This window comes from Chromobacterium sphagni (genome assembly GCF_001855555.1).
Classification (GTDB): Bacteria; Pseudomonadota; Gammaproteobacteria; order Burkholderiales; family Chromobacteriaceae; genus Chromobacterium; species Chromobacterium sphagni.
Genome location: NZ_MKCT01000017.1, coordinates 79,076 through 105,113, shown reverse-complemented (window position 1 = coordinate 105,113; position 26,038 = coordinate 79,076). Strand labels below are relative to the sequence as shown.

At 64.2% G+C, this 26,038-nt stretch carries 24 protein-coding genes, 2 tRNA genes and 1 riboswitch; of the genes, 10 read left to right on the top strand and 16 right to left on the bottom strand.

Going from position 1 to position 26,038, the window contains the following annotated elements; genetic code table 11:
• The first annotated feature begins 65 nt into the window (after positions 1-65).
• The 3 genes from accC to BI344_RS08765 are packed head-to-tail and all read left to right on the top strand — an operon-like array spanning position 66 to position 3,402.
• On the top strand, positions 66-1,421 hold the full coding sequence (accC, locus tag BI344_RS08775; RefSeq protein ID WP_071112581.1) for an acetyl-CoA carboxylase biotin carboxylase subunit: 1,356 nt from the start codon (positions 66-68) through the stop codon (positions 1,419-1,421).
• Positions 1,421-2,317 carry a 50S ribosomal protein L11 methyltransferase gene (prmA, locus tag BI344_RS08770; RefSeq protein ID WP_071112580.1) on the top strand — a complete coding sequence of 299 codons (897 nt, stop codon included), beginning with the start codon at positions 1,421-1,423 and terminating at the stop codon, positions 2,315-2,317. Before accC ends, prmA begins: the two co-directional genes overlap by 1 nt.
• Positions 2,314-3,402 carry a DUF3426 domain-containing protein gene (locus tag BI344_RS08765; RefSeq protein ID WP_071112579.1) on the top strand — a complete coding sequence of 363 codons (1,089 nt, stop codon included), beginning with the start codon at positions 2,314-2,316 and terminating at the stop codon, positions 3,400-3,402. The genes prmA and BI344_RS08765 overlap by 4 nt, the downstream gene beginning before the upstream one ends.
• Positions 3,403-3,435: 33 nt before the next feature.
• On the opposite strand, the gene BI344_RS08760 is transcribed toward BI344_RS08765, so the two are convergent.
• The 3 genes from BI344_RS08760 to BI344_RS08755 form a co-directional block, all read right to left on the bottom strand.
• Positions 3,436-3,756 (bottom strand): hypothetical protein, encoded by a 321-nt coding sequence (locus BI344_RS08760; protein WP_071112578.1) that lies wholly within the window; start codon positions 3,754-3,756, stop codon positions 3,436-3,438.
• 199 nt (positions 3,757-3,955) lie between these two features.
• Positions 3,956-4,090 carry a hypothetical protein gene (locus tag BI344_RS25790; RefSeq protein ID WP_277620438.1) on the bottom strand — a complete coding sequence of 45 codons (135 nt, stop codon included), beginning with the start codon at positions 4,088-4,090 and terminating at the stop codon, positions 3,956-3,958.
• 229 nt (positions 4,091-4,319) lie between these two features.
• Positions 4,320-5,204, bottom strand: coding sequence for a LysR family transcriptional regulator (locus tag BI344_RS08755; RefSeq protein WP_071112577.1), 885 nt, complete (start codon positions 5,202-5,204; stop codon positions 4,320-4,322).
• 101 nt (positions 5,205-5,305) lie between these two features.
• Here BI344_RS08755 and BI344_RS08750 point away from each other — a divergent pair, with 101 nt between their 5' ends.
• The 3 genes from BI344_RS08750 to ptsG all read left to right on the top strand — a co-directional run bounded on the left by BI344_RS08750 (position 5,306) and on the right by ptsG (position 10,599).
• Positions 5,306-5,707 (top strand): DoxX family protein, encoded by a 402-nt coding sequence (locus BI344_RS08750; protein WP_071112576.1) that lies wholly within the window; start codon positions 5,306-5,308, stop codon positions 5,705-5,707.
• A 440-nt stretch (positions 5,708-6,147) separates the two neighbouring features.
• On the top strand, positions 6,148-8,661 hold the full coding sequence (gene ptsP / locus BI344_RS08745) for a phosphoenolpyruvate--protein phosphotransferase (RefSeq protein WP_071112575.1): 2,514 nt from the start codon (positions 6,148-6,150) through the stop codon (positions 8,659-8,661).
• A gap of 174 nt (positions 8,662-8,835) precedes the next feature.
• On the top strand, positions 8,836-10,599 hold the full coding sequence (gene ptsG / locus BI344_RS08740; RefSeq protein ID WP_071112574.1) for a PTS glucose transporter subunit IIBC: 1,764 nt from the start codon (positions 8,836-8,838) through the stop codon (positions 10,597-10,599).
• A 63-nt stretch (positions 10,600-10,662) separates the two neighbouring features.
• Here the strand turns inward: ptsG and cfa are convergent, their stop codons facing one another.
• A complete protein-coding gene (cfa, locus tag BI344_RS08735; protein ID WP_206600352.1) occupies positions 10,663-11,628 on the bottom strand; it encodes a cyclopropane fatty acyl phospholipid synthase in 966 nt (321 codons plus the stop codon).
• Between the two features lie 326 nt (positions 11,629-11,954).
• A complete protein-coding gene (locus tag BI344_RS08730) occupies positions 11,955-12,752 on the bottom strand; it encodes a Cof-type HAD-IIB family hydrolase (RefSeq protein WP_071112573.1) in 798 nt (265 codons plus the stop codon).
• Between the two features lie 257 nt (positions 12,753-13,009).
• On the opposite strand from BI344_RS08730, the gene BI344_RS08725 reads away from it, so the two are divergent.
• From BI344_RS08725 to BI344_RS08715, 3 genes are all read left to right on the top strand, one after another.
• Complete coding sequence (locus BI344_RS08725) at positions 13,010-13,414, top strand: CesT family type III secretion system chaperone (RefSeq protein WP_071112572.1); 405 nt, start codon at positions 13,010-13,012, stop codon at positions 13,412-13,414.
• A gap of 74 nt (positions 13,415-13,488) precedes the next feature.
• On the top strand, positions 13,489-14,880 hold the full coding sequence (locus BI344_RS08720; RefSeq protein ID WP_071112571.1) for a protein-tyrosine phosphatase family protein: 1,392 nt from the start codon (positions 13,489-13,491) through the stop codon (positions 14,878-14,880).
• A gap of 167 nt (positions 14,881-15,047) precedes the next feature.
• Positions 15,048-16,241 (top strand): MFS transporter, encoded by a 1,194-nt coding sequence (locus BI344_RS08715; protein ID WP_071112570.1) that lies wholly within the window; start codon positions 15,048-15,050, stop codon positions 16,239-16,241.
• Between the two features lie 298 nt (positions 16,242-16,539).
• Here BI344_RS08715 and BI344_RS08710 read toward each other — a convergent pair whose 3' ends face one another.
• The 8 genes from BI344_RS08710 to hppD all read right to left on the bottom strand — a co-directional run bounded on the left by BI344_RS08710 (position 16,540) and on the right by hppD (position 21,785).
• A complete protein-coding gene (locus BI344_RS08710) occupies positions 16,540-16,794 on the bottom strand; it encodes a hypothetical protein (protein WP_071112569.1) in 255 nt (84 codons plus the stop codon).
• A gap of 275 nt (positions 16,795-17,069) precedes the next feature.
• Positions 17,070-17,387 carry a hypothetical protein gene (locus BI344_RS23780; protein ID WP_206600351.1) on the bottom strand — a complete coding sequence of 106 codons (318 nt, stop codon included), beginning with the start codon at positions 17,385-17,387 and terminating at the stop codon, positions 17,070-17,072.
• A gap of 22 nt (positions 17,388-17,409) precedes the next feature.
• Positions 17,410-17,485: transfer RNA gene (locus tag BI344_RS08705), tRNA-Phe, on the bottom strand.
• Between the two features lie 6 nt (positions 17,486-17,491).
• Positions 17,492-17,567, bottom strand: a tRNA-Phe gene (locus tag BI344_RS08700).
• Between the two features lie 161 nt (positions 17,568-17,728).
• Positions 17,729-18,373, bottom strand: a complete 645-nt coding sequence (gene maiA / locus BI344_RS08695) for a maleylacetoacetate isomerase (protein ID WP_071112568.1) — start codon at positions 18,371-18,373, stop codon at positions 17,729-17,731.
• On the bottom strand, positions 18,366-19,343 hold the full coding sequence (locus tag BI344_RS08690; protein ID WP_071112567.1) for a fumarylacetoacetate hydrolase family protein: 978 nt from the start codon (positions 19,341-19,343) through the stop codon (positions 18,366-18,368). The genes maiA and BI344_RS08690 overlap by 8 nt, the downstream gene beginning before the upstream one ends.
• A 117-nt stretch (positions 19,344-19,460) precedes the next feature.
• Complete coding sequence (locus BI344_RS08685) at positions 19,461-20,594, bottom strand: homogentisate 1,2-dioxygenase (RefSeq protein WP_071112948.1); 1,134 nt, start codon at positions 20,592-20,594, stop codon at positions 19,461-19,463.
• A 114-nt stretch (positions 20,595-20,708) separates the two neighbouring features.
• A complete protein-coding gene (gene hppD / locus BI344_RS08680; protein ID WP_071112566.1) occupies positions 20,709-21,785 on the bottom strand; it encodes a 4-hydroxyphenylpyruvate dioxygenase in 1,077 nt (358 codons plus the stop codon).
• Between the two features lie 425 nt (positions 21,786-22,210).
• On the opposite strand from hppD, the gene BI344_RS08675 reads away from it, so the two are divergent.
• Positions 22,211-22,696 (top strand): Lrp/AsnC family transcriptional regulator, encoded by a 486-nt coding sequence (locus BI344_RS08675; protein ID WP_071112565.1) that lies wholly within the window; start codon positions 22,211-22,213, stop codon positions 22,694-22,696.
• 67 nt (positions 22,697-22,763) lie between these two features.
• Here BI344_RS08675 and BI344_RS08670 read toward each other — a convergent pair whose 3' ends face one another.
• From BI344_RS08670 to ahcY, 3 genes are all read right to left on the bottom strand, one after another.
• Positions 22,764-23,309 carry a TIGR00645 family protein gene (locus tag BI344_RS08670; protein ID WP_071112564.1) on the bottom strand — a complete coding sequence of 182 codons (546 nt, stop codon included), beginning with the start codon at positions 23,307-23,309 and terminating at the stop codon, positions 22,764-22,766.
• Positions 23,310-23,363: 54 nt separating this feature from the next.
• Complete coding sequence (metF, locus tag BI344_RS08665; RefSeq protein WP_071112563.1) at positions 23,364-24,200, bottom strand: methylenetetrahydrofolate reductase [NAD(P)H]; 837 nt, start codon at positions 24,198-24,200, stop codon at positions 23,364-23,366.
• Positions 24,201-24,330: 130 nt separating this feature from the next.
• On the bottom strand, positions 24,331-25,731 hold the full coding sequence (ahcY, locus tag BI344_RS08660) for an adenosylhomocysteinase (protein ID WP_071112562.1): 1,401 nt from the start codon (positions 25,729-25,731) through the stop codon (positions 24,331-24,333).
• A 73-nt stretch (positions 25,732-25,804) separates the two neighbouring features.
• Positions 25,805-25,906: riboswitch (S-adenosyl-L-homocysteine riboswitch) on the bottom strand.
• Between the last annotated feature and the right edge of the window lie 132 nt (positions 25,907-26,038).

Sequence of the window (26,038 nt, the reverse complement as noted above, 5' to 3'; positions counted from 1 at the left end):
TTTGACGTGACAGCAACGGCCCCCAGGCGACACGCCTGGCCGGGGCCAGATCGCGGAGAAATTCCATGTTCGAAAAAATTCTGATCGCCAACCGTGGTGAAATCGCGCTGCGCATCCAGCGCGCCTGCCGTGAAATGGGCATCAAAACCGTGGTCGTGCACTCCGAAGCCGACCGCGAAGCCAAATACGTGAAGCTGGCCGACGAATCGGTCTGCATCGGCCCCGCGCCCAGCGGCAAGAGCTACCTCAACGTGCCGGCGCTGATCGCCGCCGCCGAGGTCACCGACTCCCAGGCCATCCATCCCGGCTACGGCTTCCTGTCGGAAAACGCCGACTTCGCCGAACGCGTCGAGCAGTCCGGCTTCGTCTTCATCGGCCCGCGCCCGGACACCATCCGCGAGATGGGCGACAAAGTGTCGGCCAAGAACGCGATGATCGCCGCCGGCGTACCCTGCGTGCCCGGTTCCGAAGGCGCGCTGCCGGACGATCCGGCGGAAATCGTCAAGATCGCCAAGAAAATCGGCTACCCGGTGATCATCAAGGCATCGGGCGGCGGCGGCGGACGCGGCATGCGCGTGGTGCACTCCGAAGGCGCGCTGATCAACTCGGTGCAGATGACCCGCACCGAAGCCGGCGCCGCTTTCGGCAATCCCACCGTATACATGGAGAAGTTCCTGCAGGAACCGCGCCATATCGAAATCCAGATCCTGGCCGACGAATACGGCAACGCCATTTACCTGGGCGAGCGCGACTGCTCGATGCAGCGCCGCCACCAGAAGATCATCGAGGAGGCGCCGGCCCCGGGCATCACCGACAAGCAACGGCAGAAGATAGGCGAAGCCTGCGCCGAAGCCTGCCGCCGCATCGGCTACCGCGGCGCCGGCACCTTTGAATTCCTGTACGAAAACAGCGAGTTCTACTTCATCGAGATGAACACCCGCGTGCAGGTGGAGCATCCGGTGACCGAAATGATCACCGGCGTGGACATCGTGCAGGAGCAGATCCGCATCGCCGCCGGCGAGAAACTGCGCTATAAGCAAAAAGACATCGTGCTGCACGGCCATGCAATGGAATGCCGCATCAATGCCGAGGATCCGTTCACCTTCATTCCGTCGCCAGGCAAGATAGAAAGCTATCACCCGGCCGGCGGCCCCGGCATCCGCATCGACTCGCACATCTACCAGGGCTACACCGTACCCTCGCACTACGATTCGATGGTGGGCAAGCTGATCGCCTACGGCGACACCCGCGAGCAGGCGATGGCGCGGATGCGCGTGGCGCTGTCGGAAATGGCGATTTCCGGCATCAAGACCAATATCCCGCTGCACCAGGAACTGTTCCTGGATGCGGCCTTCCAGCGCGGCGGCACCAGCATCCATTATCTGGAACACCGCCTGCAGCAGAAAAAAGGGGAAGCCTGATGGCATGGTTGCAAGCCACCATTGATTCCGACTCCGCCATCGCGGAAAAACTGGCCGACGCGCTGATGGACGCGGGCGCCTTGTCCACCGCGATCGAAGACGCCTGGGCCGGCACCGACCGCGAACAGCCGATCTTCGGCGAGCCGGGCGAACCGGTGGACCAGTTGTGGAGCCAGAGCCGCATCATCACCCTGTTCGACGAAAGCGCCGACGTGGCGCTGTTGATCGCCGCCGCGGCCAACGCTTGCCAGCTGGCGATGCCCGGCTACAAGGTGGAGCGGGTGGAGGAGCAGGACTGGGTGCGCCTGACGCAATCGCAGTTCGAACCGATCCGCATCTCCGACCGGCTGTGGATCACCCCGACCTGGCACGACGCGCCGGAGCCCAACGCAGTCAACCTGCAGCTGGACCCGGGCCTGGCTTTCGGCACCGGCAGCCACCCGACCACCCGGCTGTGCCTGCAATGGCTGGACAAGCAACTCAAGGGCGGCGAATCGGTGCTCGACTACGGCTGCGGCTCCGGCATCCTGGCCATTGCCGCGCTGAAGCTGGGCGCGGCCTCCGCCGTCGGCATCGACATCGATGCGCAGGCGGTGCGCTCCAGCCAGGACAATGCCGAGCAGAACGGCGTCAAGGCCGATTTCTTCCTGCCGGACCAGAATCCGCAAGCCGCCTACGACGTGGTGCTGGCCAACATCCTGGCCAATCCCCTGCGCATGCTCGGCGAGCTGCTGTCTAGCCATGTCAAAACCGGTGGTAGAATCGTTCTTTCCGGCATCCTCGCCGAACAGGCCGACGAACTGTCTGCCATCTACAACCAGTGGTTTGAGATGGATGCGCCGGTATTCGACGAAGGATGGACTCGATTGACAGGAACCCGACGCGCCACGGTATGACATATACGACACAGTGCCCCAACTGCCAGACCCGTTTCAAGGTCAATGACAGCCAGTTAGCCGCAGCCAATGGACTGGTGCGTTGCGGGCGCTGTTCACATGTGTTCAAGGCGCCGGATCATTTTGTCGTCACGCAGCCGGCGCCCGAGCCGGTTGCCGAGCCCTCCCCCGCTCCCGACCACGCCGCGCACGGCTCCGGACGCGACCCCATCGACGATTTCGAGCTGGAAGTGCCGGATTTCGATCCGCAAGACAACCATCCAGACCTCGCAATCGCAACCGATAGCCCGCTGACCGCCCCGTCCGCCGCCGCCATCCCGGCGACGCCGGCGGCCGAGCCGGAACCCGCCCAAGCGGAGCTGGAAGAGTTCCAGCGCGCGCTGGCGGAAGCCATGCAGAACCGCCAGATCACCACGCCCATCGGCAATCCGTTTGACGAGCCGCCACTGCCTGCTGCCGAGCCGGACGTCTTCGGCAGCCGCCGCCGCGCGGAAAGCCCGGCGGAAACCGAAGCCAAACCGCAGCGGCCGGCGATCGAGCCGCCATTGTTCACCGATGCCGACGCCGAGGAAGAGGAGGAAGCCGCCCACCACAAGCCGCCCAGCCCCTGGCTGAACGGCGTGCTGGCCATGCTGGCCGTGCTGGGCGTGCTGTTCCTGGCCGCGCAACTGATCTACATCAACCGCACCCGCATCGCGGCGGAAGTGCCGGAAATGCGCCCGGCACTGGAGAATATGTGCCGCGCGCTGGACTGCCAGGTGCCCTGGCCGACCGATATCGGGCTGATCCGCACCGAGTGGTCGGAACTGGCTTTCGTGCCGGACTACCCCAACCTGATCCAGCTGTCCGCCACGCTGAAGAACCACGCCCAGTACGCTCAAGCCTTCCCGATGCTGGAGGTGACGCTGAAGGACAGCGACGATCAGGTGCTGATCCGCAAGGTGTTCGCGCCCAAGGAATACCTGAAGCCGGACGACTTGAAGCCGGGCCGCTTCAACCCCAACAGCGAAGTGAAGATCACCATGCGGCTGGACGCCGGCAAGGTGCATGCGATGGGATACAGCCTGTACTGGTTCTATCCCTGAACATGAGGCGGCGCGGAAACGCGCCGCCCGGTGTCATTCATCCTCCGTCCGGAACGCAAACTCCTGAGTCAAGCTGACGTCCGGCGCACAACGGTATTCGCGCAGGGCCTTGTTGATCTCCGAGCGGAAACCGCTGCGATACTGCGGCGGAATCTGCCGGAACTCCGCACTCTCGATCCCAGCCACCGTGCCGTCGCCCCGGGTATGAAACCTCACTTTGACCACGCCGCCCACCTCGTCGCGCAGAGCTTTCAACGGGTAATCCGGCGCCTCTTGGTGAGCGCAGCCCGTTGCCGCGGCGCCCGCCGCCATGCCGGCGGCCAACAGGCCGGCCAGCCATATCGCTTTTCGCATATCCTTCTCCTTCCCATACCGTCCGGCGCAATCGCGGCGCCGGCTTCCTTTATAGGACTGATAAAGATATTTTCTATTAGAACATCAATATAGGCGCCGATCCGCGCAAGCCGCCGCCGCTGCTGCCGAAACCATCCAGCAAGATGCTGCATCCCCAGTCAGTTTCAGGGCCACAGAGATTGCCCGGCGGCAAGCCGCGCTAGCGTTCCTGAGCAAAGCGGAGGCGCTGCCAAAGGCTGATATTGGGCTTGCATTGGCATTCCGGCAGCAAGGCGAGAAGGACCGGACGGAAATCTTCGCGGTAATCTTCCGGAATCGTTGCGGAAAACTCCATCCCCACCAGGCTGCCATAGCGCCCAGCCGCATCTGTGCGAAATACTACCGTGGTGTCCCCCTACACCTTATCCATCTCGGCCCGTATCAGGTACACCGGCAGCGGGATATGCTGGCAATTCGCCTCCGGGCGGATGCCTGCAGGCTCAATCCCATCCAAATCGCCGCGAACAGCCAAAACCCGCGCATCGCCATTTCCCTCCTTTTAACATGTTCAAGTCATTACGCCGTCAGGCAAAGAATTCCGCCAGATAATCGACAAACACCCTGACCTTGCCCGGCACATGCCTGCGCACCGGGTAGACCACCGACAAGTCCAGGCAATGCCAGTGGTAATCCTGCAGGATGGCCACCAGGCCGCCATCGGCCAAGGCCTGCTCCACCAGGAAACGCGGCTGCAGCACAATGCCCATGCCGTTGATCGCCGCGTCGGTCAGCACATCGCCGTTATTGGCCTTCAGCGGCCCCTTCACCCGCACCTTGTCGCGGCTACCGTCCGGCGCCTGGTAATCCCAGACATTGGGCTGCGCCGTCAGCGCATACAACAGACACCGATGCGAAGCCAGCTCCGACGGGTGTGCTGGCGCGCCGTGGCGCGCGAGGTACGATGGCGCAGCCACCAAAAGATCGTCTATTTGCGCCAAGCGGCGCGCCACCAGTGTGGAGTCGCTGAGATTGGATACCCGTAAGGCCAGGTCGAAGCCCTCCTCCACCAGGTCCACCCGCCGGTCGTTTAGGCTCAGCTCCACCTCGATTTGCGGATGGCGCTGGTGGAAGCCGCCGATGATGCGGCCGAGGTAGCGCATGCCGAAGGACACCGGCGCCGACACCCGCAGGCGTCCCACCGGCTCGCTGGCGCCATGCGACAGCAGCGCGTCCAGTTCGTCCAATTCCGCCAGCAGGCTGCCGGCCTGCGACAGATAGGTCTCGCCCGCCTCGGTCAGCGACAGCTTGCGGGTGGTACGATGCATCAGCCGGGCGCCCAGCCGGTTCTCCAGCGACGCTACCAGCTTGGTCACCATCGCCCGCGACAATTCCAGCCGGTCGGCGGCGGCGGCGAAGCTGCCCAATTCCGCCACGCAGACAAAGGCGCGGATTTCGGAGAATCTGTCCATATTATTTCTTTAAGGTAAACAATAATTTTCAATATCAGATATTTATTGAATATAAAGCCGATGGTCAAATAGCGCCATACCAATCCCACCCGGAGCTTGCCATGAACCGCCTGCAAAACCCCAATATCGCCATCCTGCTGCTGCGGCTGTCGCTGGGCCTGATGTACCTCGCGCACGGCGCGCTCAAGCTGTTCGTGTTCACCCCGGCCGGCACCGCCGCCTACTTCGCCAGCCTGGGCCTGCCCGGCTTCTTCGGCTATGTCGCCATCGCGGTGGAAATCGGCGGCGGCCTGCTGCTGCTCGCCGGCGTCAAGGCGCGCTGGGTCGCCCTGCTGCTGATCCCTCAACTGCTGGGCGCCATCGCGCTGGTGCACGGCGCCAAGGGCTGGATGTTCACCAATGAGGGCGGCGGCTGGGAATATCCCGCCTTTCTGATCGCCAGCTCGCTTGCGCTGTTCCTGCTGGGTGAGCCGGCGCGTAATCCGGCAACAGCCAAAGCATAAGCCCTCCCGCCCCGCCACCTTCCGGCGGGGCTTTTCCTTTCAGGCTCCGCCGATTAGAGTTGCATTACAAAAATGCAACAGCGGCCTTTCCCCGCCTATCTTTCCCAAGCCCGCAAGAATCAAGCGCTATTTCCACGACTCGCGAACGGATGCTGCAACGCAGCAGCCAATCTGGACAATTCCGACTTGCACATTTTCTTGATTGCCATCAAGCTGCTGCGTAATTTGTCTGTAGTTTAACTACATATTAGGCAAGATACGCCTGTGCCCGGCCGCCGACGCCGCATGGCAACAGCCTGTATATAATTGTCGGAATCCTGTCAGGACAAGCCAAGCCTCAGGGTGTACCCTAGCGGGCCAAATGCCAGAACAAAACCAACCGGCTTGATTGACGCTCGTAATAAAACGACTGGAATTATCCACGAATTGAGGAGTTTCTCATGGGCACCACCGCACCAAGACTCGATGTTCTGGCCCCCCTTTCCGGGTGGCTGGTCCCCTTGGACAGCGTCCCGGACCCGGTGTTTGCCGGCAAGATGGTTGGCGACGGCGTCTCGCTCGATCCCACTTCCGGCAGCCTGCTGGCGCCGGTGGCAGGCGTGGTCAGCAATCTGCATTCCGCCCACCACGCGCTGACCATCACTACTGCCGAAGGCGTGGAAGTGATGGTGCACATCGGCATCGACACCGTGATGCTGAAGGGCGAAGGATTCTTCCCGCTGGTCGAGCAAGGCCAGCAAGTCAGCGCCGGCCAGGCCCTGATCGACTTCGACATCGATCAGGTGGGCCGCAACGCCGCAAGCCTGCTCACCCAGATCATCGTCACCAACGGCGAAAGCGTGCACAGCATGCAAGCGGCCCAAGGCATGGTGCATGCCGGCCGCGACGTGGTGCTGAGCCTGCAGCTGGCCAACGGCCAGGCGGTGGCGCAGCGTCAGGATGGCGAGCCGAAACTGTCGGCCGACATCGTCATCGGCAACCCAGCCGGCCTGCACGCCCGCCCCGCAGCGGTGTTCGCCAGCAAGGCCAAGAGCTTCTCCTCCGACATCCAGCTGCTCTTGGCCGACAAGGAGGCCAACGCCAAATCGGTGGTGGCCGTGATGGGTCTGGCCACCAAGCTGGGCGACGCGGTGCGCATCCGCGCCCACGGCGGCGACGCCGCTGCCGCCATCGCCGAACTGACCCAGCTGCTTAACGACCGCTGCGGCGAGAAGCCGGGGGAGGCGCCGCAAGCGCCGGCAGAAGCCCCCATCGCCATCCAACAGCAGGACAACGACAAGCAACTGGTGGGCGTGGGCGCCTCGCCTGGCATCGCCATCGGCCGCATCGTTCATCACCGCCTGCAGGAATTCGACGTGCCCGAGCAAGGCAAGGGCGGCAATATCGAGCAACAAAGCTTCGCCCGCGCCGCCGAGGAGGCGGCCGCCCAGATCGAGCTGGTCAAGGCGCAACTGTCCGACCCGGCCAAGCAGGCCATCCTCTCCATGCATCAGGAACTGCTGCAAGACCCCGACCTGCTGGCGCTGACCTACACCGGCCTGGCCGAAGGCAAGTCCGCCGGCTGGGCCTGGCGCGCCGCGTTCAGCGCCTACTCCGCCCGGCTGGAAGCCCAGGACAATCCGCTATTGCGCGAACGCGCCAACGACATCCGCGACGTCGGCCGCCGCGTGCTGGCGCTGCTGGCCGGCATCAAGCAGGCCGCGCTGGAACTGCCTGCCGGCTCCATCCTGATCGCCGAAGACTTGGCGCCGTCCGACACCGCGGCGCTGGACCCGTCCAAGGTGATGGGCTTCTGTACCCGCACCGGCGGCGCCACCAGCCATGTGGCCATCCTGGCGCGCTCGCTGGGCATCCCGGCGATCTGCGGCATCTCGCAAGCGGCGCTGAAGCTGCCGGAGGGCCGGCAGGTCATCCTAAACGGCAGCGAAGGCACGCTGGCCATTGCCCCGAATGCCGCCGAACTGGCCGCCGCCGAGCAGGAAATCGCCCGCCTGGCAGAGCGCCGCGCCGATGAGGCCAAGGGCTCGATGCAGCCGGCCGCCACCCGCGACGGCGTGCGAGTCGACGTAGTGGCCAATATCCGCAATGCCGCCGACGCGCGCGAAGCGGTGGCCAAGGGGGCCGAAGGCGTGGGTCTCTTGCGTTCGGAATTCCTGTTCGACAACCGCGACACCGCGCCGACCGAAGCCGAGCAAGCGGCGGAATACTGCGCGGTAGCCGAAGCGCTGGGCAAGGACCGTCCGCTGGTGGTGCGCACGCTGGACGTGGGCGGCGACAAGCCGCTGTCCTACCTGCCGCTGCCCAAGGAGGACAACCCCTTCCTCGGCCTGCGCGGCATCCGCGTCAGCCTGGACCGCCCGGATCTGCTGCGCACCCAGCTGCGCGCCATCCTGCAGGCCGCGCCGCTGACCCAGTTGCACATCATGTTCCCGATGGTGGCGTCGCTGGAAGAGCTTCGCGCCGCCAAGGCGGTGCTGGTGGAAGAACAACAGTCCTGCGGCCAGCATGACGTCAAGGTGGGGATCATGGTGGAAGTGCCGTCGGCCGCTGTGCTGGCGGCGCGCTTCGCGCCGGAAGTGGACTTCTTCTCCATCGGCACCAACGACCTCACCCAATACGTGCTGGCGATGGACCGCGGCCACCCGCAGCTGGCCAAGCAGGCCGACGCGCTGCATCCGGCGGTGCTCAACATGATTGCGATGACTTGTGACGGCGCCCGCGCCCACGGCAAATGGGTCGGCGTCTGCGGCGGCCTGGCTTCCGACGAGCGCGCCGCGCCGCTGCTGGTGGGCATGGGCGTATCGGAGCTGTCGGTCAGCACCCCCGCCGTCGCCTCGGTGAAAGCCACGCTGGCGCGCTGGAGCCTGGCCGAGTGCCAACAACTGGCCAACGATGTGCTGGCGCTGTCCACCGTGACCGACGTGCGCCACCATCTGAACCAACACGCTCGCTAAGGAATGAGTCCCGGCGCGGGACGCGCCGCAATGCCGGACGGGGAGACCGCCAGGGTGAACCTGGCGCCGTCCGCATCACGCTGGCGGCAAGGCCAGGCGACGGGGCTTGTATAGAGGGGGACGGCGTCACAGCCGCTCGACATTTCATAAGCATGTCAAAGCAGGATAATAATCATGTTTAGCTCAGCATTCGCTAACTTGCAGAAAGTGGGCAAGGCCCTGATGCTACCGGTGGCGGTACTGCCGGTGGCCGGTCTGCTGCTTGGTATCGGCGCGACCGACTTCCACACCCAGAACACTGTCATCCTGGCGATCCTGTCGCTGATGAAGCACTCCGGCGACGTGATCTTCGGCAACCTGCCGCTGATCTTCGCCGTGGGCGTGGCGCTGGGCTTCACCGAAAACGACGGCGTGGCGGCCATCGCCGCCGTGATCGGCCATCTGGTCACCACCGCCACCCTGGGCGTGATGGCCGGTCTGATGGGAATCAAGCCCGACACCATCATGGGCCTGCCGTCGATCCAGACCGGCGTGTTCGGCGGCATCCTGGCCGGCGGCCTGGCAGCATACATGTTCAACCGCTTCTACCGGATCAGCCTGCCCGAATACCTGGGCTTCTTCGCCGGCAAGCGTTTCGTGCCCATCATCACCGCCATCGGCGCCATCGCGCTGGGCGTGGTGCTGTCCTTCGTCTGGCCTCCCATCGGCAACGGCATCAAGGCCTTCTCGATGTGGGCGGCTTACAGCAGCCCGGCGACCGCCGCCACCGTGTACGGCTTTGTCGAACGGATGCTGATCCCCTTCGGCCTGCACCACATCTGGAACGTGCCGTTCTTCTTTGAAATCGGCGCCTTCCCGGGAGCCAACGGCACCGTCATCCACGGCGACATAAACCGCTTCTTCGCCGGCGACCCGACCGCCGGCATCCTGTCCGGCGCCTTCCTGTTCAAGATGTTCGGCCTGCCCGCCGCGGCGGTCGCCATCTGGCACACCGCCAGGCCGGAAAACCGCGTCAAGGTCGGCGGCATCATGATCTCCGCCGCGCTGACCTCCTTCCTCACCGGCATCACCGAGCCGATCGAATTCGCCTTCCTGTTCGTCGCCCCGGTGCTGTACTTCATCCACGCTTGTCTGGCCGCGTCGGCGCAGTTCGTAGCCAACACGCTGGACATGCACATGGGTTTCACCTTCTCGCAAGGCGGCATCGACTTCCTGATGTTCAACCTGATCGGCGACAAGGCCAAACATGCCTGGTACGTGTTCATCCTCGGCCCGATCTACGCCGCGATCTACTACAGCGTGTTCCGCTTCGTCATCGTCAAGTTCAACCTGAAGACTCCGGGCCGCGAAGATGAAAGCAGCGAAGCCGGCGCGGCGGTCAGCGAAGACCAGCGCGCCCGCGAACTGGTGCTGGCCTTCGGCGGCCGCAGCAACATTCGCAGCCTGGACGCCTGCATCACCCGCCTGCGCATCTCGGTGCAGGACATCGCCAAGGTGGACCAGGCGCGCCTGAAGGGCATGGGCGCTTCCGGCGTGGTGGTGGTGGGCAGCGGCGTGCAGGCCATCTTCGGCCCGCGCTCGGAAAACCTGAAAACCGATATGGAAATCTACCTGCGCGGCGCCGGCGCCGATGCGGAAGTGAGCGTCGCTCCCGCCGCTCCGGCCCAGCCGGCTCCCTCCCTTGCGCCCGTAGCCCCCGCGGCGGCGCAAGCCGACGTCGGCGCGCTGAAGCAGGCGCTGGGCGGCAAGGCCAACCTCGCCAAGGTCGAAGCCATCGCCCACACCCGCCTACGGGTGGAACTGAAGGACGGCGCCCGCTTCGACGAGGCGGCGGCCCGCGCCGCCGGCGTGATGGCCGTGATGCAGCTTGCTCCGGGCACGCTGCACCTGATCGTCGGCGACCAGGCAAGCACGCTGGCGGCCGCGCTGCAAGCCTGACCCAAGCGGTAGCGCCGACAAAAACGCCAGCATTCCGCTGGCGTTTTTCTTTTCCCACGCGCCTCAGCGCGCCACCCGCAACCCGCCCTCCACCCCATGTCGGCTAAACAGCACCTGCCACAGCTGCAGGTCGCGCGCGCGGAACGCCCCGGCGCAAGCGCACAGGTAATAGCTGAACATGCGGTAGAAGCGCTCGGAATAGTTGGCCGCCAGTTGCGGCCAGGCCTGGACGAAGCGCTGCAGCCAGGCCATCAGCGTCAGGTCGTAGTCGGCGCCGAAGTTGTGCCAGTCCTCCATCAGCCAATAAGGCTCGCTGGCCTGGGCGATATGATGGACCGAGGGCAGGCAGCCGTTGGGAAAGATGTATTTCTCCGTCCACGGGTCCACCCGAGCGTCGGTCTGCTTCGAGCCGCAGGTATGCAGCAGGAACAGGCCGTCAGGCTTCAGATTGCGGGCGGCGATCTCGAAATAGGCCGAATAATTGCGCGGCCCGACATGCTCGAACATGCCGACGGAGGCGATGCGGTCTGCCTGCAAATGCAGATGGCGGTAATCCTGCAGCCGGATGTCGACGTCCAGCCCGGCGCAGCGCTGCTGCGCCAGCTGCAACTGCTGCCGGGAAATGGTGACGCCGGTGACCGACACGCCATAGTGGCGGGCGGCATAGGCCGACAGGCCGCCCCAGCCGCAGCCGATGTCCAACAGATGCATGCCGGGGGCCAGTCGCAGCTTGTCGCAGATCAGCTTGAGCTTGGCCTCCTGCGCCTCCTCCAGCGTGGACGCGTCCTTCCAATAGCCGCAGGAATACTGCATGTGCGGGTCCAGCATCGCCTCGAACAGATCATTGCCCAGGTCGTAATGCCGCTCGCCGACCCGGCGCGCGCGCCGCAGCGACTGCAGATTGACCAGGCGGGCGGCAAGCACATACAGGATGTCGCGCCAGCCGCGCGGCAGCCTGTGCTCCAGGCCGGCGCGCAGCGCGCGCTGGAAGAAGATGTCCAGCCGCTCGCACTCCCACCAGCCGTCCATATAGCTCTCCCCCAGCCCAGCGAGCCCTGCTGCAGCACGCGGCGGTAGAAACGGGGGTCGACGACGCGGATGTCGAAGGGCTGGCAACCGTTGATGGCGATGCCGGCCTGCGCCAGCATCTCGGCGATGATGGCATGGCCAGGCGCGCGCTCGACTGCGCTTTCGTTTTCAAGACAGGATGAATTCATGGCATCTCCCGGACGAACGCCATACGGCTTGGTGAACTCAATCAACGATCTCAAACAAAACTGCGCGGCTTCCTTCTTCCAGATTATCGCGCCCCGCCGCGCTTTGCCTAGCGGAGCGAGAGATTTACCAGCCGGCGCCTACAGCGCGAACAGTTCGCGCAAGTGCTGCGCCACGCCGGACTCGGCATTGCTGGCGATGCGGCGGGCGTCCGGCAGTTCGCCGCTGAGGCGCGGATGCGCGTTGCCCATCAGCCGCGGGTGGCCGGCGGCGCGCAGCAGCTCGACATCGTTCTGCCCGTCGCCAAAGGCCAGGCAATGCGCCGGGTCGATGCCCAGCCGCTGCAGCACCAGCCCCAGCGCATGGCCTTTGGACACGCCGGCGGCCATCACCTCCAGGCAGTTCTCCAGCGAGAAGGTGATGTAGAGCTGCGCGCCGAAGCGTTGCTGCAAGGCCTGTTCCACCCGCAGCAGATGGTCATGCTCGCCGATGTACAGCACCTTGCCCACGCCCACGCCGTCGTGCTCGGCCAGCTTGCTGATGCGGTACTGCAGGCCGGAATCGCGATGCATGTCCAGGAAATCCTGGCATGGCTGGTCGATCAGCCACTCGTCGTCCAGATAGAAATTGAGGATGGCGCCAACGGCGAACTCCGGCTGCGCCAGCGCGCGCGCCAGCTGCGGCGGAATGTCGTGGCTATGGATCAGCTTGCCGTCCGGATCGTGGATGCGGGCACCGTTGGAGGTGATCAGGTGGGCGCGCACGCCCAGCGCCTGGCGTATGCCCTTAACGTCCAGATGATGGCGGCCGGTGGCGAGGGCGAACTGCACTCCCCTGGCTTCCAGGGTCTGCAAAGTGGCGGCGGTGAGGGAATTGACGGCGTGGTGCTGGTCCAGCAGGGTGCCGTCGAGATCCGAGGCGATGAAACGGTAAGACATGCGAACTCCGGTGCGGCGGAAGTGGTTGATTATACGCTGATAGCGCTAACAGTCGGACCGCCTTGCGCGCGAATCGTTGCGCAAATGCCAATGCAGCCAATCCGCTTGCCGACCATTCCCACCAAGCGCGGACCCAGCGAACCATCGCCCGCCCCTTGCCATGAGCGAATTCTGGAAGCCGGCGTCGGCCGCATGCATAAGAATCGCCTAATTGACAAATGTATTTCCCGGACACCGCCGGGCAAGGATGCCGCTCCATGCAAGACCTTTCCGCCTTTCACCATTGCACCAGCGAATTGCTGCAACATCTGGGTTTCGCCGCACCGGTTCCGGCCTCCGGCCAGGAAGTGATCAGCCTGACGGTGGAACAACGCTTCAACGTCCACCTGGGCGCCATCGACCACGACAACTGGTTCATGCTGGCGGAACTGGGCGAATGCCCGCCCCAAAGCGAAGAAACGCTGCAGGCCCAGGCCTTGCGCGGCAACCAGCTGTGCGGGCAGGCCTGGCAACCGGTTGCCGCCCTGGACGCCGAACACCGGTTGTGCTGCTGGCTGCGCCTGCCATGCCGCGGCCTCGACCTGCCCCAGCTCGCCGCCGCCTTCGATGCGCTGGTCGCCCGCGCCGAGGCGCTGTTGCAGACGGCCGACGCGCCGCGTTGAGTCCTTTCGGAGCCGCGCCCGCTCGCCCGGCTCCGCCATAAGCCCGCAGGGCAATCCACTAAGAAAGAAGCAAGATGAGCACCATCCATACCGGCATCCACATGGCCCGGCCCAACCTTTGCCAACTTAACCAACTGAGCGGCGGCATCGACGCCGACACCGCCCGCATCGGCATCCGCAAGGACGGCAGCCTGGTGGTCTACACCGGGCGCTCCTACCTGCTGCATCCCGACCAGACGCGCCGCGCGCAACAATTCCTGCGCCAACATCAGTTGCTGGAGCCTCAGGAGCGGCCGCGCGACATCCGCCTCAACGATCTGGCGACCCGGCTGAATACCCGCGCCAACAGCCACACCAGCCCCAACGCCCAAGACCGGGCTCACCAGGCCGGCCCCAGCGCCAAGCCGCACCTGCGCTGGGCCGACCAGCAGGCGCCTCAGGCGCTAAGACAGGAAACCGCCACGCTGAGCCAGCGCCGCGGCCTGCAGCATCTGAAGCTGACGCAACCCGCCGCCGGCTCCCCGGATGGCCAAAAGGCCGCACTGGCCCGCGCGCTGGGCAGCAGCGACAACCGTACCGGCCTGTTCAACCAATTGCAGCAGCAGGCCGGGCCGGCCGCCAGCGGAGCGCCCTTCGTCGACGACCTGGCCAGCGCCCGCTTCCGCGACATCCCCACCGCCGCCGCCACCATGGTGCAGGCGCCGGACGGCGCCCGCCTGCCGGCCAACCGCGTGCAGGTGGATGGCGTCAATGTCGCCATCGCCAGCCAGTATCCCGGCGCCGGTCAGCTCGAAAGCTATTTCGCCATGCTGGCCGCCAACCGCACCCCGGTACTGGTGGTGCTGGCCTCCGACCACGACATCGCCGGCAGCCAGGGCAGCCGCAATCCGCTGCCGCCCTACTTTTCCCAAAGCGGCCAATACGGCAAGGTTGCCGTCGCCGCGCGGGAAAGCGGCCACACCCGGCTGGCCGGCGGCCTGGAAGTGCGCGCCTACCAGTTGGCCGTGCAGGATGGAGACAGCAAGAAAATCTCCATTCCGGTGCTGCATGTGCCCAACTGGGCAGACTTCGGCGCGCAAGGGGCCACCGCGCTCAAAGCGCTGGCCGAACACGTCAATACTGTGAAAGAGAAGCAGATTGGCGTCTACCAGCGCGGCAACAGCAGCGCGCTCAAGCATCGGGACAAGCTGCTGCCGGTGATCCACTGCCGCGCCGGCGTCGGCCGCACCGGCCAGTTGATCGCCGCGACTGAGCTGCTGAAGCCCGGCGTCTCCAGCCTGGAGTCCATCGTCGGCGACATGCGCCGCAGCCGCAATCACCTGATGGTCCAGACCTCGGAGCAATTGAACACGCTGGCGGATCTCGCCCGGCAACAAGGACGGGCCATCCTGCAGTCGGAACAGGCCAGTCCGGCGCGGGCCGAACCGATCTATGCCAACGACGCGCCGCCGCTGCCGCCGCGCTGAGTTGGGCGCCGATGGAAAAAAGCACGCCTGATGGCGTGCTTTTTTCTTGCCTCCGGCCGCTTGAAGCCGGCCTCCGCCAAATTGACAAAGACATAAGGGACGGCTAGCTTGACCCATTGGCACGAGCGCTCCCCGCCGGCGCGCCGCAAATCGCAAGGAAAACCCCCGTGAGCAATCGATACGGCCAGCTGTTCCGCACGCCGGGCGTCGCGGCGCTTGCGCTGGCCGGCTGGGTGGCCCGCCTGCCCGGCACGATGGTGGCTGTGGGCGTCATCACCATGCTGTCGCTGACTCGTAACAGCTACAGCCTAGCCGGCGCGGTCGCCGCCACTTTGACGCTGTCCTCAGCCCTACTTTCGCCGCAGGTATCGCGGCTGGCCGACCGCTATGGCCAAAGCCGGGTACTGCCTCCGGCCACCGGCATCGGCGCTTTCGCCCTGCTGGCGCTGGTCCTGTGCAACCACCTGAACGCGCCGCATTGGACGCTATACCTCTGCGCGGCCCCGGCGGGCTGCCTGCCCAGCATCCCGGCGATGACCCGGGCGCGCTGGACGCGCTTGCTGGAAGGCAAGGCGCTGCTGCCGACGGCGTTCGCGCTGGACAGCGTCTTGAGCGAGATCGCCTTCGTCATGGGGCCACCGCTGTCGATAGGCCTGTGCATGGTCTGGTTTCCCGAGGCCGGCCCGCTCTTGGCCGCGCTGCTTATCCTATTCAGCGTTTCCGCGCTGCTGCAGCAGAAAACCACCGAACCGCCGCCCCATCCCATCACGCCGGACAGCCGCCGTTCGGCGCTCTTTTTGCGGCCGGTGCCGACCTTGGCGCTGTTGATGGGAACACTGGGCGCCATCGCCGGCACCATTGATGTCGCTTCCGTGGCCTTCGCCAAGGCGCAGGGTTTGCCGTTCGCCGCCGGCTGGGTGCTGGCGCTGTACGCGCTGGGTTCCGGCATCGGCGGACTGGTCTTCGGCGCGCTCAAGCCGGCGATGCCGCTGGATAGGCTGCTGCTGTGCTGCTGCGCAGCCACCGCGGCCAGTTCGGCCTTGATCGCGCTGGCGCCGAATGTCGTTTGGCTGGCGGCGGTGATGTTGCTGTCGGGATTGTCCTTCGCGCCGACGCTGATCGTCGCGATGGAAATGGTGGAAAAGGCGGTTCCGCGCGCGCGCTTGACTGAAAGCCTGACCTGGCTGGTCACCGGCATCCAGCTGGGCGTGGCCGGCGGCGCCTCGCTGTGCGGCCTGGCAACCGACGCCTACGGCGCCCGGGCCGGGCTCAGCCTGGCGCTGGCGGCGGGAGTCTGCGCGCTGCTGATCGCCGCCGCCCTCCCTCGCGCGCGCCTATCCAAACACGCCGTCGAAGACTGAAAGCCGGCGCGGCCAGCCGCAATCACCTGGTGGTGCAGCCGCACGCCGGCCGATCCGGCCCATTTGCAAAACCGGACCTTCCTCAAGACGAAACAGGCCGCCAAGCCGATCTACGCCAACGATGCCCGGTAGCACCGTCCACGCTGGCAGTCTGCGTCCATGGGCCAATCAAATTGATAGCCGGCATAGCCATTTCGACAAAGAGCGCGTCGGTGGACGCGCTCTTTTCAATCAAACTGCCATACCTAGGATCAGCCTGGAGCCAACCGCCTTGCTACAATCGCAGCGTCTCCACAACTCAATTCTCGGCCCCTCTCCGCTTGACCATTTTCCAGAAGGAATCCAAATAAAAAGTCCGAGTCTTCTCGGCAATGGCATCCCACTGATCTTCAGGATGACTGAACCCTCTCGCAGAGTCAGCCCCGTCTCGAGCCTGCAAGCCGGACATCACTCCGTCCATGCCATAGAGATTGATCCAGCGGCGATCATAACGATAGGGCAAGCCACGCTCCCACTCCACCACCTTGGGAATCAGCTTCTTCAGCTTGGCCATGTCTTGAAAAGCATATACGTTGATCGGCGGGCCATAGCGGTTATTCAAAACTCCGACAGCCCCGGCAGCAGACGAGTCCGTGCATATATTGGCGTCAATCCGCGCCCGCAACTGGCCCGCATAGAACCAGAATGCGGCATCATCCTTTTCCCCTGCCGAAAACAGAATCCCGGATAGCGCATAAAGTACCGGAGGAGCGTAGCTTTCGGGATGAGCCTTGATAGCGGCGATCGCCGCCTCCCGCTTCCCGGCCGACCCGTTCTCAAGCCCCTGGACTACATCTCTAGAAATCGCGTATCGATCCGGGCATATTCGCCCTGCGGGGCCACTTCATAAACACCCGCAGAAGCCGGATGCATGCCAAACAAGCCGCAAACACCCATCATCAATACTCCGGACACCAGCATGCTGCGATTTACCGGCATGGTCTCATCCTTGCCAACATCTGGAGAAAAGCTCAAGACAGGCGGCTTTGCCCGCCCAGGTAATGGCGCCACCATTTTCATCAGCCCAAGACATTCACACCGCTCGCCGCCGCGGGATTTCACGATCCACCCGTCACGGCCTGCGGCACAACGCAAAACGCCCAGCAATTGCTTGCTGGGCGTCTGAATCTGGTGGCCAGTCGCGGAATCGAACCACGGACACGCGGATTTTCAATCCGCTGCTCTACCAACTGAGCTAACTGGCCTTGCTGTGGTGGCCAGTCGCGGAATCGAACCACGGACACGCGGATTTTCAATCCGCTGCTCTACCAACTGAGCTAACTGGCCACTTTTTCCTTCAGCGCTGCTGCGCCGTCAGAGCCACGCATTTAATCAGATGAAGCCCATTGCGTCAAGAAATAATTGCAGGAACATGCCTGGCAAAAGCCCGCGCAAAACAAAGCAGCCTGCCCGCCAAGGCGGACAGGCTGCGGGAACAAACACTTAGCTCACACCGCGTCGGGCTGCTTGGCCGGATGGGCATCGGCAAAGGCCGGCAGCGCGTCCAGCGCTTCGGCTATCCGCACGATGTGCGGATAAGGCGCCAGGTCGACAGCGAAACGGCGCGCGCTGAACACCTGCGGCAACAGGCAGACGTCGGCCAGCGTCGGCTCGTCGCCCGCCGCGTAGCGGGCAGGCGATGCCGCCAGCTGTTGCTCCAGCGCGTCGAAACCGGTGCGGATCCAGTGGCGGATCCACTCGGTCTTGCCATCCTCGCCGACGCCGAACTCCGCCTGCAAATGCTTGCCGACGCGCGGGTTCTGCAACGGGTGGATGTCGGCGGCGATCGCCAACGCAATCGAACGCGCGCGCGCCCTGGCCACCGGGTCCGACGGCAACAGCCGCGCGGTGTCCGGGTAGGCGTCGTCCAGATATTCGCAGATCGCCAGCGACTGGACGATTTTCACCCCGCCGTCGTCCAGCAGCGGCACCATGCCGTGCGGGTTGAGCGCCAGGTACTCGGCGCTCTTCTGCTCGCCCTTGAGCAGGTTGACCGGCCGCTGCCGGTACGCCAGCCCCTTCAGATTCAACGCGATGCGCACCCGGTAGGCGGCGCTGGAACGGAAGTAGCCGTACAGCACGCGTTCAGCCATGCTTGACAACCCTTTGCTCGATCGCGCCGAAAATGCTTTCGCCGGCTGCGTTCTTCATTTCGATGCGCACGCTGTCGCCAACCGTCATGAACGGGGTCTTCGGCGCGCCCTGCTCGATGGTTTCGATCATCCGCTGCTCGGCCAGGCAGCAGGAGCCCATCGCCCGGTCCTTGTTGGAGATGGTGCCGGAGCCGACCACGGAGCCGGCGACCAGTTCGCGGGTCCTGGAAACATGCGCCACCAGTTGCGGGAAGCTGAACTGCATTTCCACGCCGCAATTGGGCTTGCCGTAGAAGCCACCGTTGTAGTCCACCAGAAGCGGTAAATGCACCTTGCCTTCGCGCCAGGCATCGCCCAGTTCGTCCGGGGTGACCGCCACCGGCGAGAAGGCGGTGGCCGGCTTGCTCTGGAAGAAGCCAAAGCCCTTGGCCAGTTCCGGCGGGATCAGGTTGCGCAGCGTCACATCGTTGACCAGCATCAACAGACGGATATGCTTGGCGTCGGCAGGCGCGCCCAGCGGCACATCGCCGGTGATCACCGCCACTTCGCCCTCGAAATCCAGGCCCCAGGCCTCGTCGCGCAGCGGAATGTCGGCGGTGGGCGCGAGAAAAGCGTCGGAGCCGCCTTGGTACATCAGCGGGTCGACATAGAAGCTCTCCGGCACTTCGGCGCCGCGCGCCTTGCGCACCAGCTCGACATGGTTCAGGTAAGCGCTGCCATCGGCCCACTGGTAGGCGCGCGGCAACGGGCTGTGGCAACGCCTGGCATCGAAGGCGATCTCGTCCGGCACCTGGCCATGGTTCAGCGCGGCGTAGACTTCCTGCAGGCGCGGCTCGGCCAGCGCCCAGTTGTCCAGCGCGGCCTGCAGGGTAGCGGCGATGGCGGGCACCGCCACTGCGCGGGAGAGGTCACGGCTGACGACCAGCAGTTGGCCGTCGCGGGTGTGGTTTTGGTAGGTGGCTAATTTCATCTTGATGTTCTTTCTGCTTACGGCCGCTTCGGACCGTTCCTCGATATCAATGCTCGACCTGGCCTGAACGCGATGGCGTCGCGAGCAGGCCGAGGGAGAAGCGCAGCCACAATGGCGTCAGGCCTGCTTCGGCTTCCAGCTGTCGACATATCCCTGCCACTCCACGCTGGCGAGGCCAGGACCCTGCTCCAGCGCGTCGCGGGCGTCTATCATCACCGCCACTTCGTCGGTGAACTTCTTCGGCTCGGTCATCGCCTTGGCGAAGGCCTTCGGGTGCGGGCCGTGGGTAAAGCCGGCCGGGTGGAAGGTCAGCATGCCGGGCTTGATGTTGTCGCGGCTGAAGAAGTCGCCGGCATGGTAGAAGATCACTTCGTCGTAGTCGTCGTTGTTGTGATAGAACGGAACCTTGAGCGCGCCCGGATCGGACTCGATGGGCCGCGGCACAAAGGTGCACACCACGAAGCCGTCGGCGACGAAGGTGGTGTGCGCCGACGGCGGCAGGTGATAGCGGTGGCTCATCAGCGGACGGATGTCGCGCCAGTTGATGCGCGCCACCGCGTTATTGCCGTGCCAGCCGATGGCGTCCAGCGGATTGAACGGGTAGGTGACGGTGGACAGTGCGCCGCGGCGCTTGATCACCACCTGCCATTCGTCCTCTGTCTGCTGCGCGCGGAAGGCGTCGTCTATCGCCGGCACGTCCAGCATCGCCTCGTCGAAAATGGCGTGCGGGCCCACCAGGCCTTTTTCCGGCAGCTGGTAGCCGCCGTTGCTGGTTTCAATCAGCAGCATGGTGGTGGGCGCCGCCGGCTCGATGCGCCAGCTGGTCGAGCGCGGCACCAGAATGTAGTCGCCGTCGCGGTAGCTGAGGTGGCCGTAGTCGCAGAACAGCTCGCCGCTGCCGGCGTGGATGAACAGCAGGTCGTCGCCGTCGGCGTTGCGGAACAGCTGGGTCATCGCCTTGTCGCAGCGCCAGATCCGCAGCTTGCATTGATTATTGTGCAACACCAGCGGCGCGTCCCACGGCGCCGGCGTGCCGTGCGGCAGCTCGTTCAGGTCGAAGGCGCGCGGACGCAGCGGGCCTTCCCAGTTGCTCCAGCCGGTGGGCGGATGCTTGTGGTGCAGGTGGGTGGCCGGACCGAAGAAGCCGCTGCGGCCCACTTCGCGCTCGTAGATGGCCTCGGCCGGGAAGTCGGCGTGCGCCTGGCGCGAGAAAGTGCCCTCACGGTGCGGAAAACTGATCCATTTACGCATGATGAATGTCCTGATCGATAAAGCATCGAAACCCATGGCGGCGGGAAAACCGGCTTCCATGGGCAAGCACTCTAAACCAGGCCGGGGCAACCCCGGCCTGGCGGCAACCGGCTATCAGTCACCCTTCAGCACGCCGCGGCGGATCTGGTCTTCCTCGATGGACTCGAACAAGGCCTTGAAGTTGCCTTCGCCGAAGCCCTCGTTGCCCTTGCGCTGGATGATCTCGAAGAAGATCGGGCCGATCACGGTTTCGGTGAAGATCTGCAGCAAGATGCCTTCAACCGGCGCGCCGTCGATCAGGATGTGGTTCCTCTGCAGGCGGGCCACGTCTTCGCCGTGATCCGGCACGCGGCTGTCCACCTTGGCGTAATAGGTGTCCGGCGTATCCAGGAAGCGGGTGCCGCGCGCGCGCAGCGTTTCCACCGTGGCGTAGATGTCGTCGGTGGTCAGCGCGATGTGCTGGATGCCTTCGCCGTTGTACTGGCGCAGGAATTCCTCGATCTGGCTCTTATCGTCGGACGATTCGTTGATCGGGATGCGGATCTTGCCGCAGGGGCTGGTCATCGCCTTGGACACCAGGCCGGTCAGCTTGCCTTCGATGTCGAAGTAGCGGATCTCGCGGAAGTTGGCGATACCGGTGTAGAAGTCGGCCCAAGTCGCCATATTGCCACGGCTGACGTTATGGGTCAGGTGGTCGATCAGGGTCAGGCCGACGCCGGCCGGATGCTGGTCCACGCCCTCCAGCGGCACGAAGTCGATCTCGTAGATGTCCTTGCCCTTGCCGTAGCGGTCGACGAAGTACAGCGCGGAGCCGCCTATGCCCTGCACCGCCGGGATGTTCAGCTCCATCGCGCCGACCGGGCGCTGATAGGGCTTGGCGCCGTGCGACAGCGCATACTCGTACGCCTTGGCGGCGTCCTTGACGCGCCAGGCCATCGCACAAGCCGACGGGCCGTGCGCCTTGGCGAACTCGCTGGCCGGCTGGCTGCGTTCGGCGTTCAGGATGAAGTTGATGTCGCCCTGGCGATACAGACGCACGTCCTTGCTGCGGTGGCGAGCGACCTCGGTGAAGCCCAGCGACAGGAACAGCTGGTTCAGCTTCTCCACGCCATCGGCGTCGGGAGCGGTGTATTCGACGAACTCAAAACCGTCGGTGGCTAGCGGATTTTGCAGCATGGCTTCCATTTTCATCAGTTTCTCCTCTGTTATAGGCCGGCGCAGGAATTTTCTTGCACCGACAATCGACTCGGCTTGAGCGCTACTTGTAAACGTCTGCAGGCGGACCGCGTTATGTAAGCAGGCCGCCCTCCCTCCCGCGATGCGGGCGGATGGCAGTTCGACAGGGCGGGAAGAGACAGAGAGAGGAAAACCGCGGTTCACGCGGGAACACGTGAACAGGCGCCGACCGCCGATGGCGGCACGGCAAGCTCTCCTCCGAACGAATCGTTATCTGCTGTCACACACCATCGACATGCACCGGCAGTCTGATGCTGCCGTTTGCTTGATTTAGGCTTTTTATTCTATGGAAAGCTGGCAGCAATTATCTTGCTAAATGGCTTACTTTGAGCAATATTGAAGAATAAAATGTCTCAACATACCGATAATCAGGAGAAAATATGCCAAGTCTCACATTAGACAAGACAGACTTGCGTATTCTGGCCGAACTACAGCATGACGGCAGGTTGACCAACGTCGAGCTGGCCGAACGCGTAGCCCTGTCCCCGTCGCCCTGCCTGCGCCGGCTGAAACAGCTGGAAGAGTCTGGCGTCATCCGCCAGTACGTCGCCCTGCTCGATCCTGCGCATATCGGTTTGGGCCTGCAGGCCTGGGTGCGAGTTACGCTGGAGAAACGCGGCAATCTGCATCTGCAAAGCTTCATCGAGGCGGTGCAGAACTGGCCGGAGGTGATCAACTGCTTCGCCATGACCGGCGAGATGGACTACCTGCTGCAGGTTTACTTCGAAGACATGGAGCACTTCTCGCGCTTCGTGATGGACGAGCTGTTGCAGCATCCGGGCGTCGAGGATGTGAAGTCCAGCTTCGTGCTAAAGGAGATCAAGCGCACCACCGCGCTGCCGCTGGGACAGCTGCGCAGCATGTGAGAGCTTGCAAAACGCAATGAGAAATGGCCCGCGAGGGCCATTTCTCATGGTGGGCGCCGCAGGAGGCTCAGTGCCCCTGCTGCTGCGCGGTGGTGCTGGACAGCAGCTTGTCGGTATAGGCGATGGCCGCCGCCGACAGCAGGAAGGCCAGATGCAGGAACAGCTGCCACTTGATGGTGTGCTCGTCTATCCGGCTGGCGTTGATGAAGGTCTGCAGCAGGTGGATCGACGAAATGCTGATGATGGCCATCGACAGCTTTACCTTCAGCACCGAGGCGTTGACGTGGTCCAGCCACTCCGGCTGGTCCGGATGGCTGTCGATGCGCAGCCTGGAGACGAAGGTTTCGTAGCCTCCCACCGTCACCATCACCAGCAGGTTGGCGATCATCACCACGTCGATCAGACCCAGCACCGCCAGCATGATGTCGGTCTCGGTCATGTGATCCAGCCCAAGCAGCAGTTCCCACAGCTGGGCGAGGAATTTCCAGGCGTAGACGCCCTGCACCACGATCAGGCCCAGGTAGATGGGCAGTTGCAGCCAACGGCTGCTGAAAATGACCTGGCCCAGCAACGATTTCCTGGGCTCGGTTCCGCTAATTCTGTTTTCTTGCATGAGGCTTCCTGATGTTGCAAGCCGCGGGCGCCCGCTTCGAGCGCCCGCCGGCCGTCACAGGCCCAGCCTCTGCCAGATGGTGGAGACCAGTCCTGCCTGGTTCAAAGTGTAGAAATGCAGGCCGGGCGCGCCGCCCTGCAGCAGGCGGTCGCACAGCTCGGTCACCACGTCCAGCCCCAGCGCGCGGATGGACGCGGTGTCGTCATAATAGGCCTGCATCCGCTGCCTGAGCCAGCGCGGCACTTCCGCCCCGCACATGTCGGAGAAGCGGCACAGCTGGCCGAAATTGGAGATCGGCATGATACCCGGCACCACCGGAATGTCCACCCCGCGGGCGCGGACCTCGTCGACAAAACGGAAATAGCTGTCGGCGTTGAAGAAATACTGGGTCATCGCCGAATCGGCGCCGGCCCGCACCTTGCGGACGAAATTGTTGATGTCGTCCTCGGCCGAACGTGCCTGCGGATGGAACTCAGGATAGGCCGCCACCTCGATGTGGAAGTGGCCGCCGTGCTGTTCGCGGATGAAAGACACCAACTCGTTGGCGTAGCGGAACTCGCCGGCCGCCACCATGCCGGACGGGATGTCGCCGCGCAGCGCCACCAGATGGCGGATGCCGTTGTTGCGGTATTCGTCCAGGATGGCAGCGATGTTTTCCCGGGTGGAGCCGATGCAGGACAGATGCGGCGCCGCCGCCTGGCCTTCGCTGCGGATCTCCAGCACGGTGGACAGCGTGCCGTCGCGGGTAGTTCCGCCGGCGCCGAAAGTCACCGAGAAAAACTGCGGCTTGAACTGCGCGAGCTGCTGGCGGGTGGTGCGCAGCTTGGCGATGCCCTCCGGCGTCTTGGGCGGGAAAAACTCGAAACTGAAGGTGCGTGGCGTCTGCGTCATCGTGATCCTCTCTATCGCCCTGGCTATCTTGTCGTCGCCGGCCTCGATGTGCCTGGCTGCTTTATCCTGGTCCGAAAAAAACGGACAGCTCCATTCTAGGGGGGCTGTCCGTTGCGCCTTGGTTCAAAAATCAATAACGATAGTGATCCGGCTTATAAGGACCCTGCTTGGGCACGCTGATGTAGGCCGACTGCTGATCGGACAGCTCGGTCAGGCGGGCGCCGATGCGCGCCAGGTGCAGCCGCGCCACCTTTTCATCCAGATGCTTGGGCAGCACATACACTTTCTTGTCGTAGTTCTGGCCGTTGGCGAACAGCTCGATCTGCGCCAGCACCTGGTTGGTGAAGCTGTTGGACATCACGAAGCTGGGGTGGCCGGTGGCGCAGCCCAGATTCACCAAGCGGCCCTCGGCCAGCAGGATCACGCGCTTGCCGTCCGGGAAGATAATGTGGTCCACCTGCGGCTTGATGTTTTCCCACCGGTGCTGGCGCAGGCTGGCGACTTCGATTTCGCTGTCGAAGTGGCCAATATTGCAGACGATGGCGTTATTGCGCATCTTCTTCATGTGCTCGTGGGTGATCACGCCGACGTTGCCGGTGGCGGTGACGAAGATGTCGGCCTCGCCGGCCACCTCGTCCATCCGCACCACGCGGTAGCCTTCCATCGCAGCCTGCAGCGCGCAGATCGGGTCAATCTCGGTTACCCATACCGTGGCGCCCAGGCCGCGCAGGCTTTGCGCGCAGCCCTTGCCCACATCGCCGTAACCCAGCACCACCGCCACCTTGCCGGCGATCATCACGTCGGTGGCGCGCTTGATGCCGTCAACCAGCGATTCGCGGCAGCCGTACAGATTGTCGAACTTGGACTTGGTGACGGAATCGTTGACATTGATCGCCGGGAACGGCAGGTGGCCGTCCTTTTGCATCTGGTACAGGCGGTGCACGCCGGTGGTGGTTTCCTCGGTCACGCCCTGGATGTGAACCAGGCGCTTGGAATACCAGCGCGGATCGATGGCCAGGTGGCGCTTGATCGAGGCGAACAGCGCGGTCTCTTCCTCGTTGGTGGCGTGAGCGATCACGCCGATGTCCTGCTCGGCCTTGCTGCCCAGCAGCAGCAGCAGGGTGGCGTCGCCGCCGTCGTCCAGAATCATGTTGGCCGGTTGCCCTTCCGGCCACTCGAAGATCTTGTGGCTGAACTCCCAGTATTCGTCCAGGCTTTCACCCTTGAAGGCGAATACCGGGATGCCGGCGGCGGCGATGGCGGCGGCGGCGTGGTCCTGAGTGGAGAAGATATTGCACGACGCCCAGCGCACTTCGGCGCCCAGCGCGGTCAGGGTCTCGATCAGCACCGCGGTCTGCACCGTCATGTGCAGGCTGCCGGCGATACGGGCGCCGCGCAGCGGCTGGCTGGCGCGGTATTCGTCGCGGGTCGCCATCAGACCGGGCATTTCGGTCTCGGCGATATTCAGTTCCTTGCGACCCCAGTCGGCAAGCTTGATGTCAGCTACGTGAAAATCGGAAAAATCAGCCATCGTGAGCAATCCTTGTTCACGCGGCCGGGAGGGATAGGGCTCACCCGCCATCCCGTACCCGCCACGGTCATGAGTCAGGTGAGCGCCGTTTTGTCGCAGACTTTCGTCTCCACGCCTCCCGAGCCTGGGGATGCGGCTCAATCTTGAACCGATCCTCGCAGCGCTCCTCGGGATGCGAAGTAATTATACCTAGTCATACGCGAAAGGATAGGACAAGTCATGCCTAGGCGATAAACTGGCCGTCTTTTCATCGTTCGTCAGACCATGTCCTTCGCATTCACCCCGTTGGCCGCCCTGTCGGGCCTGG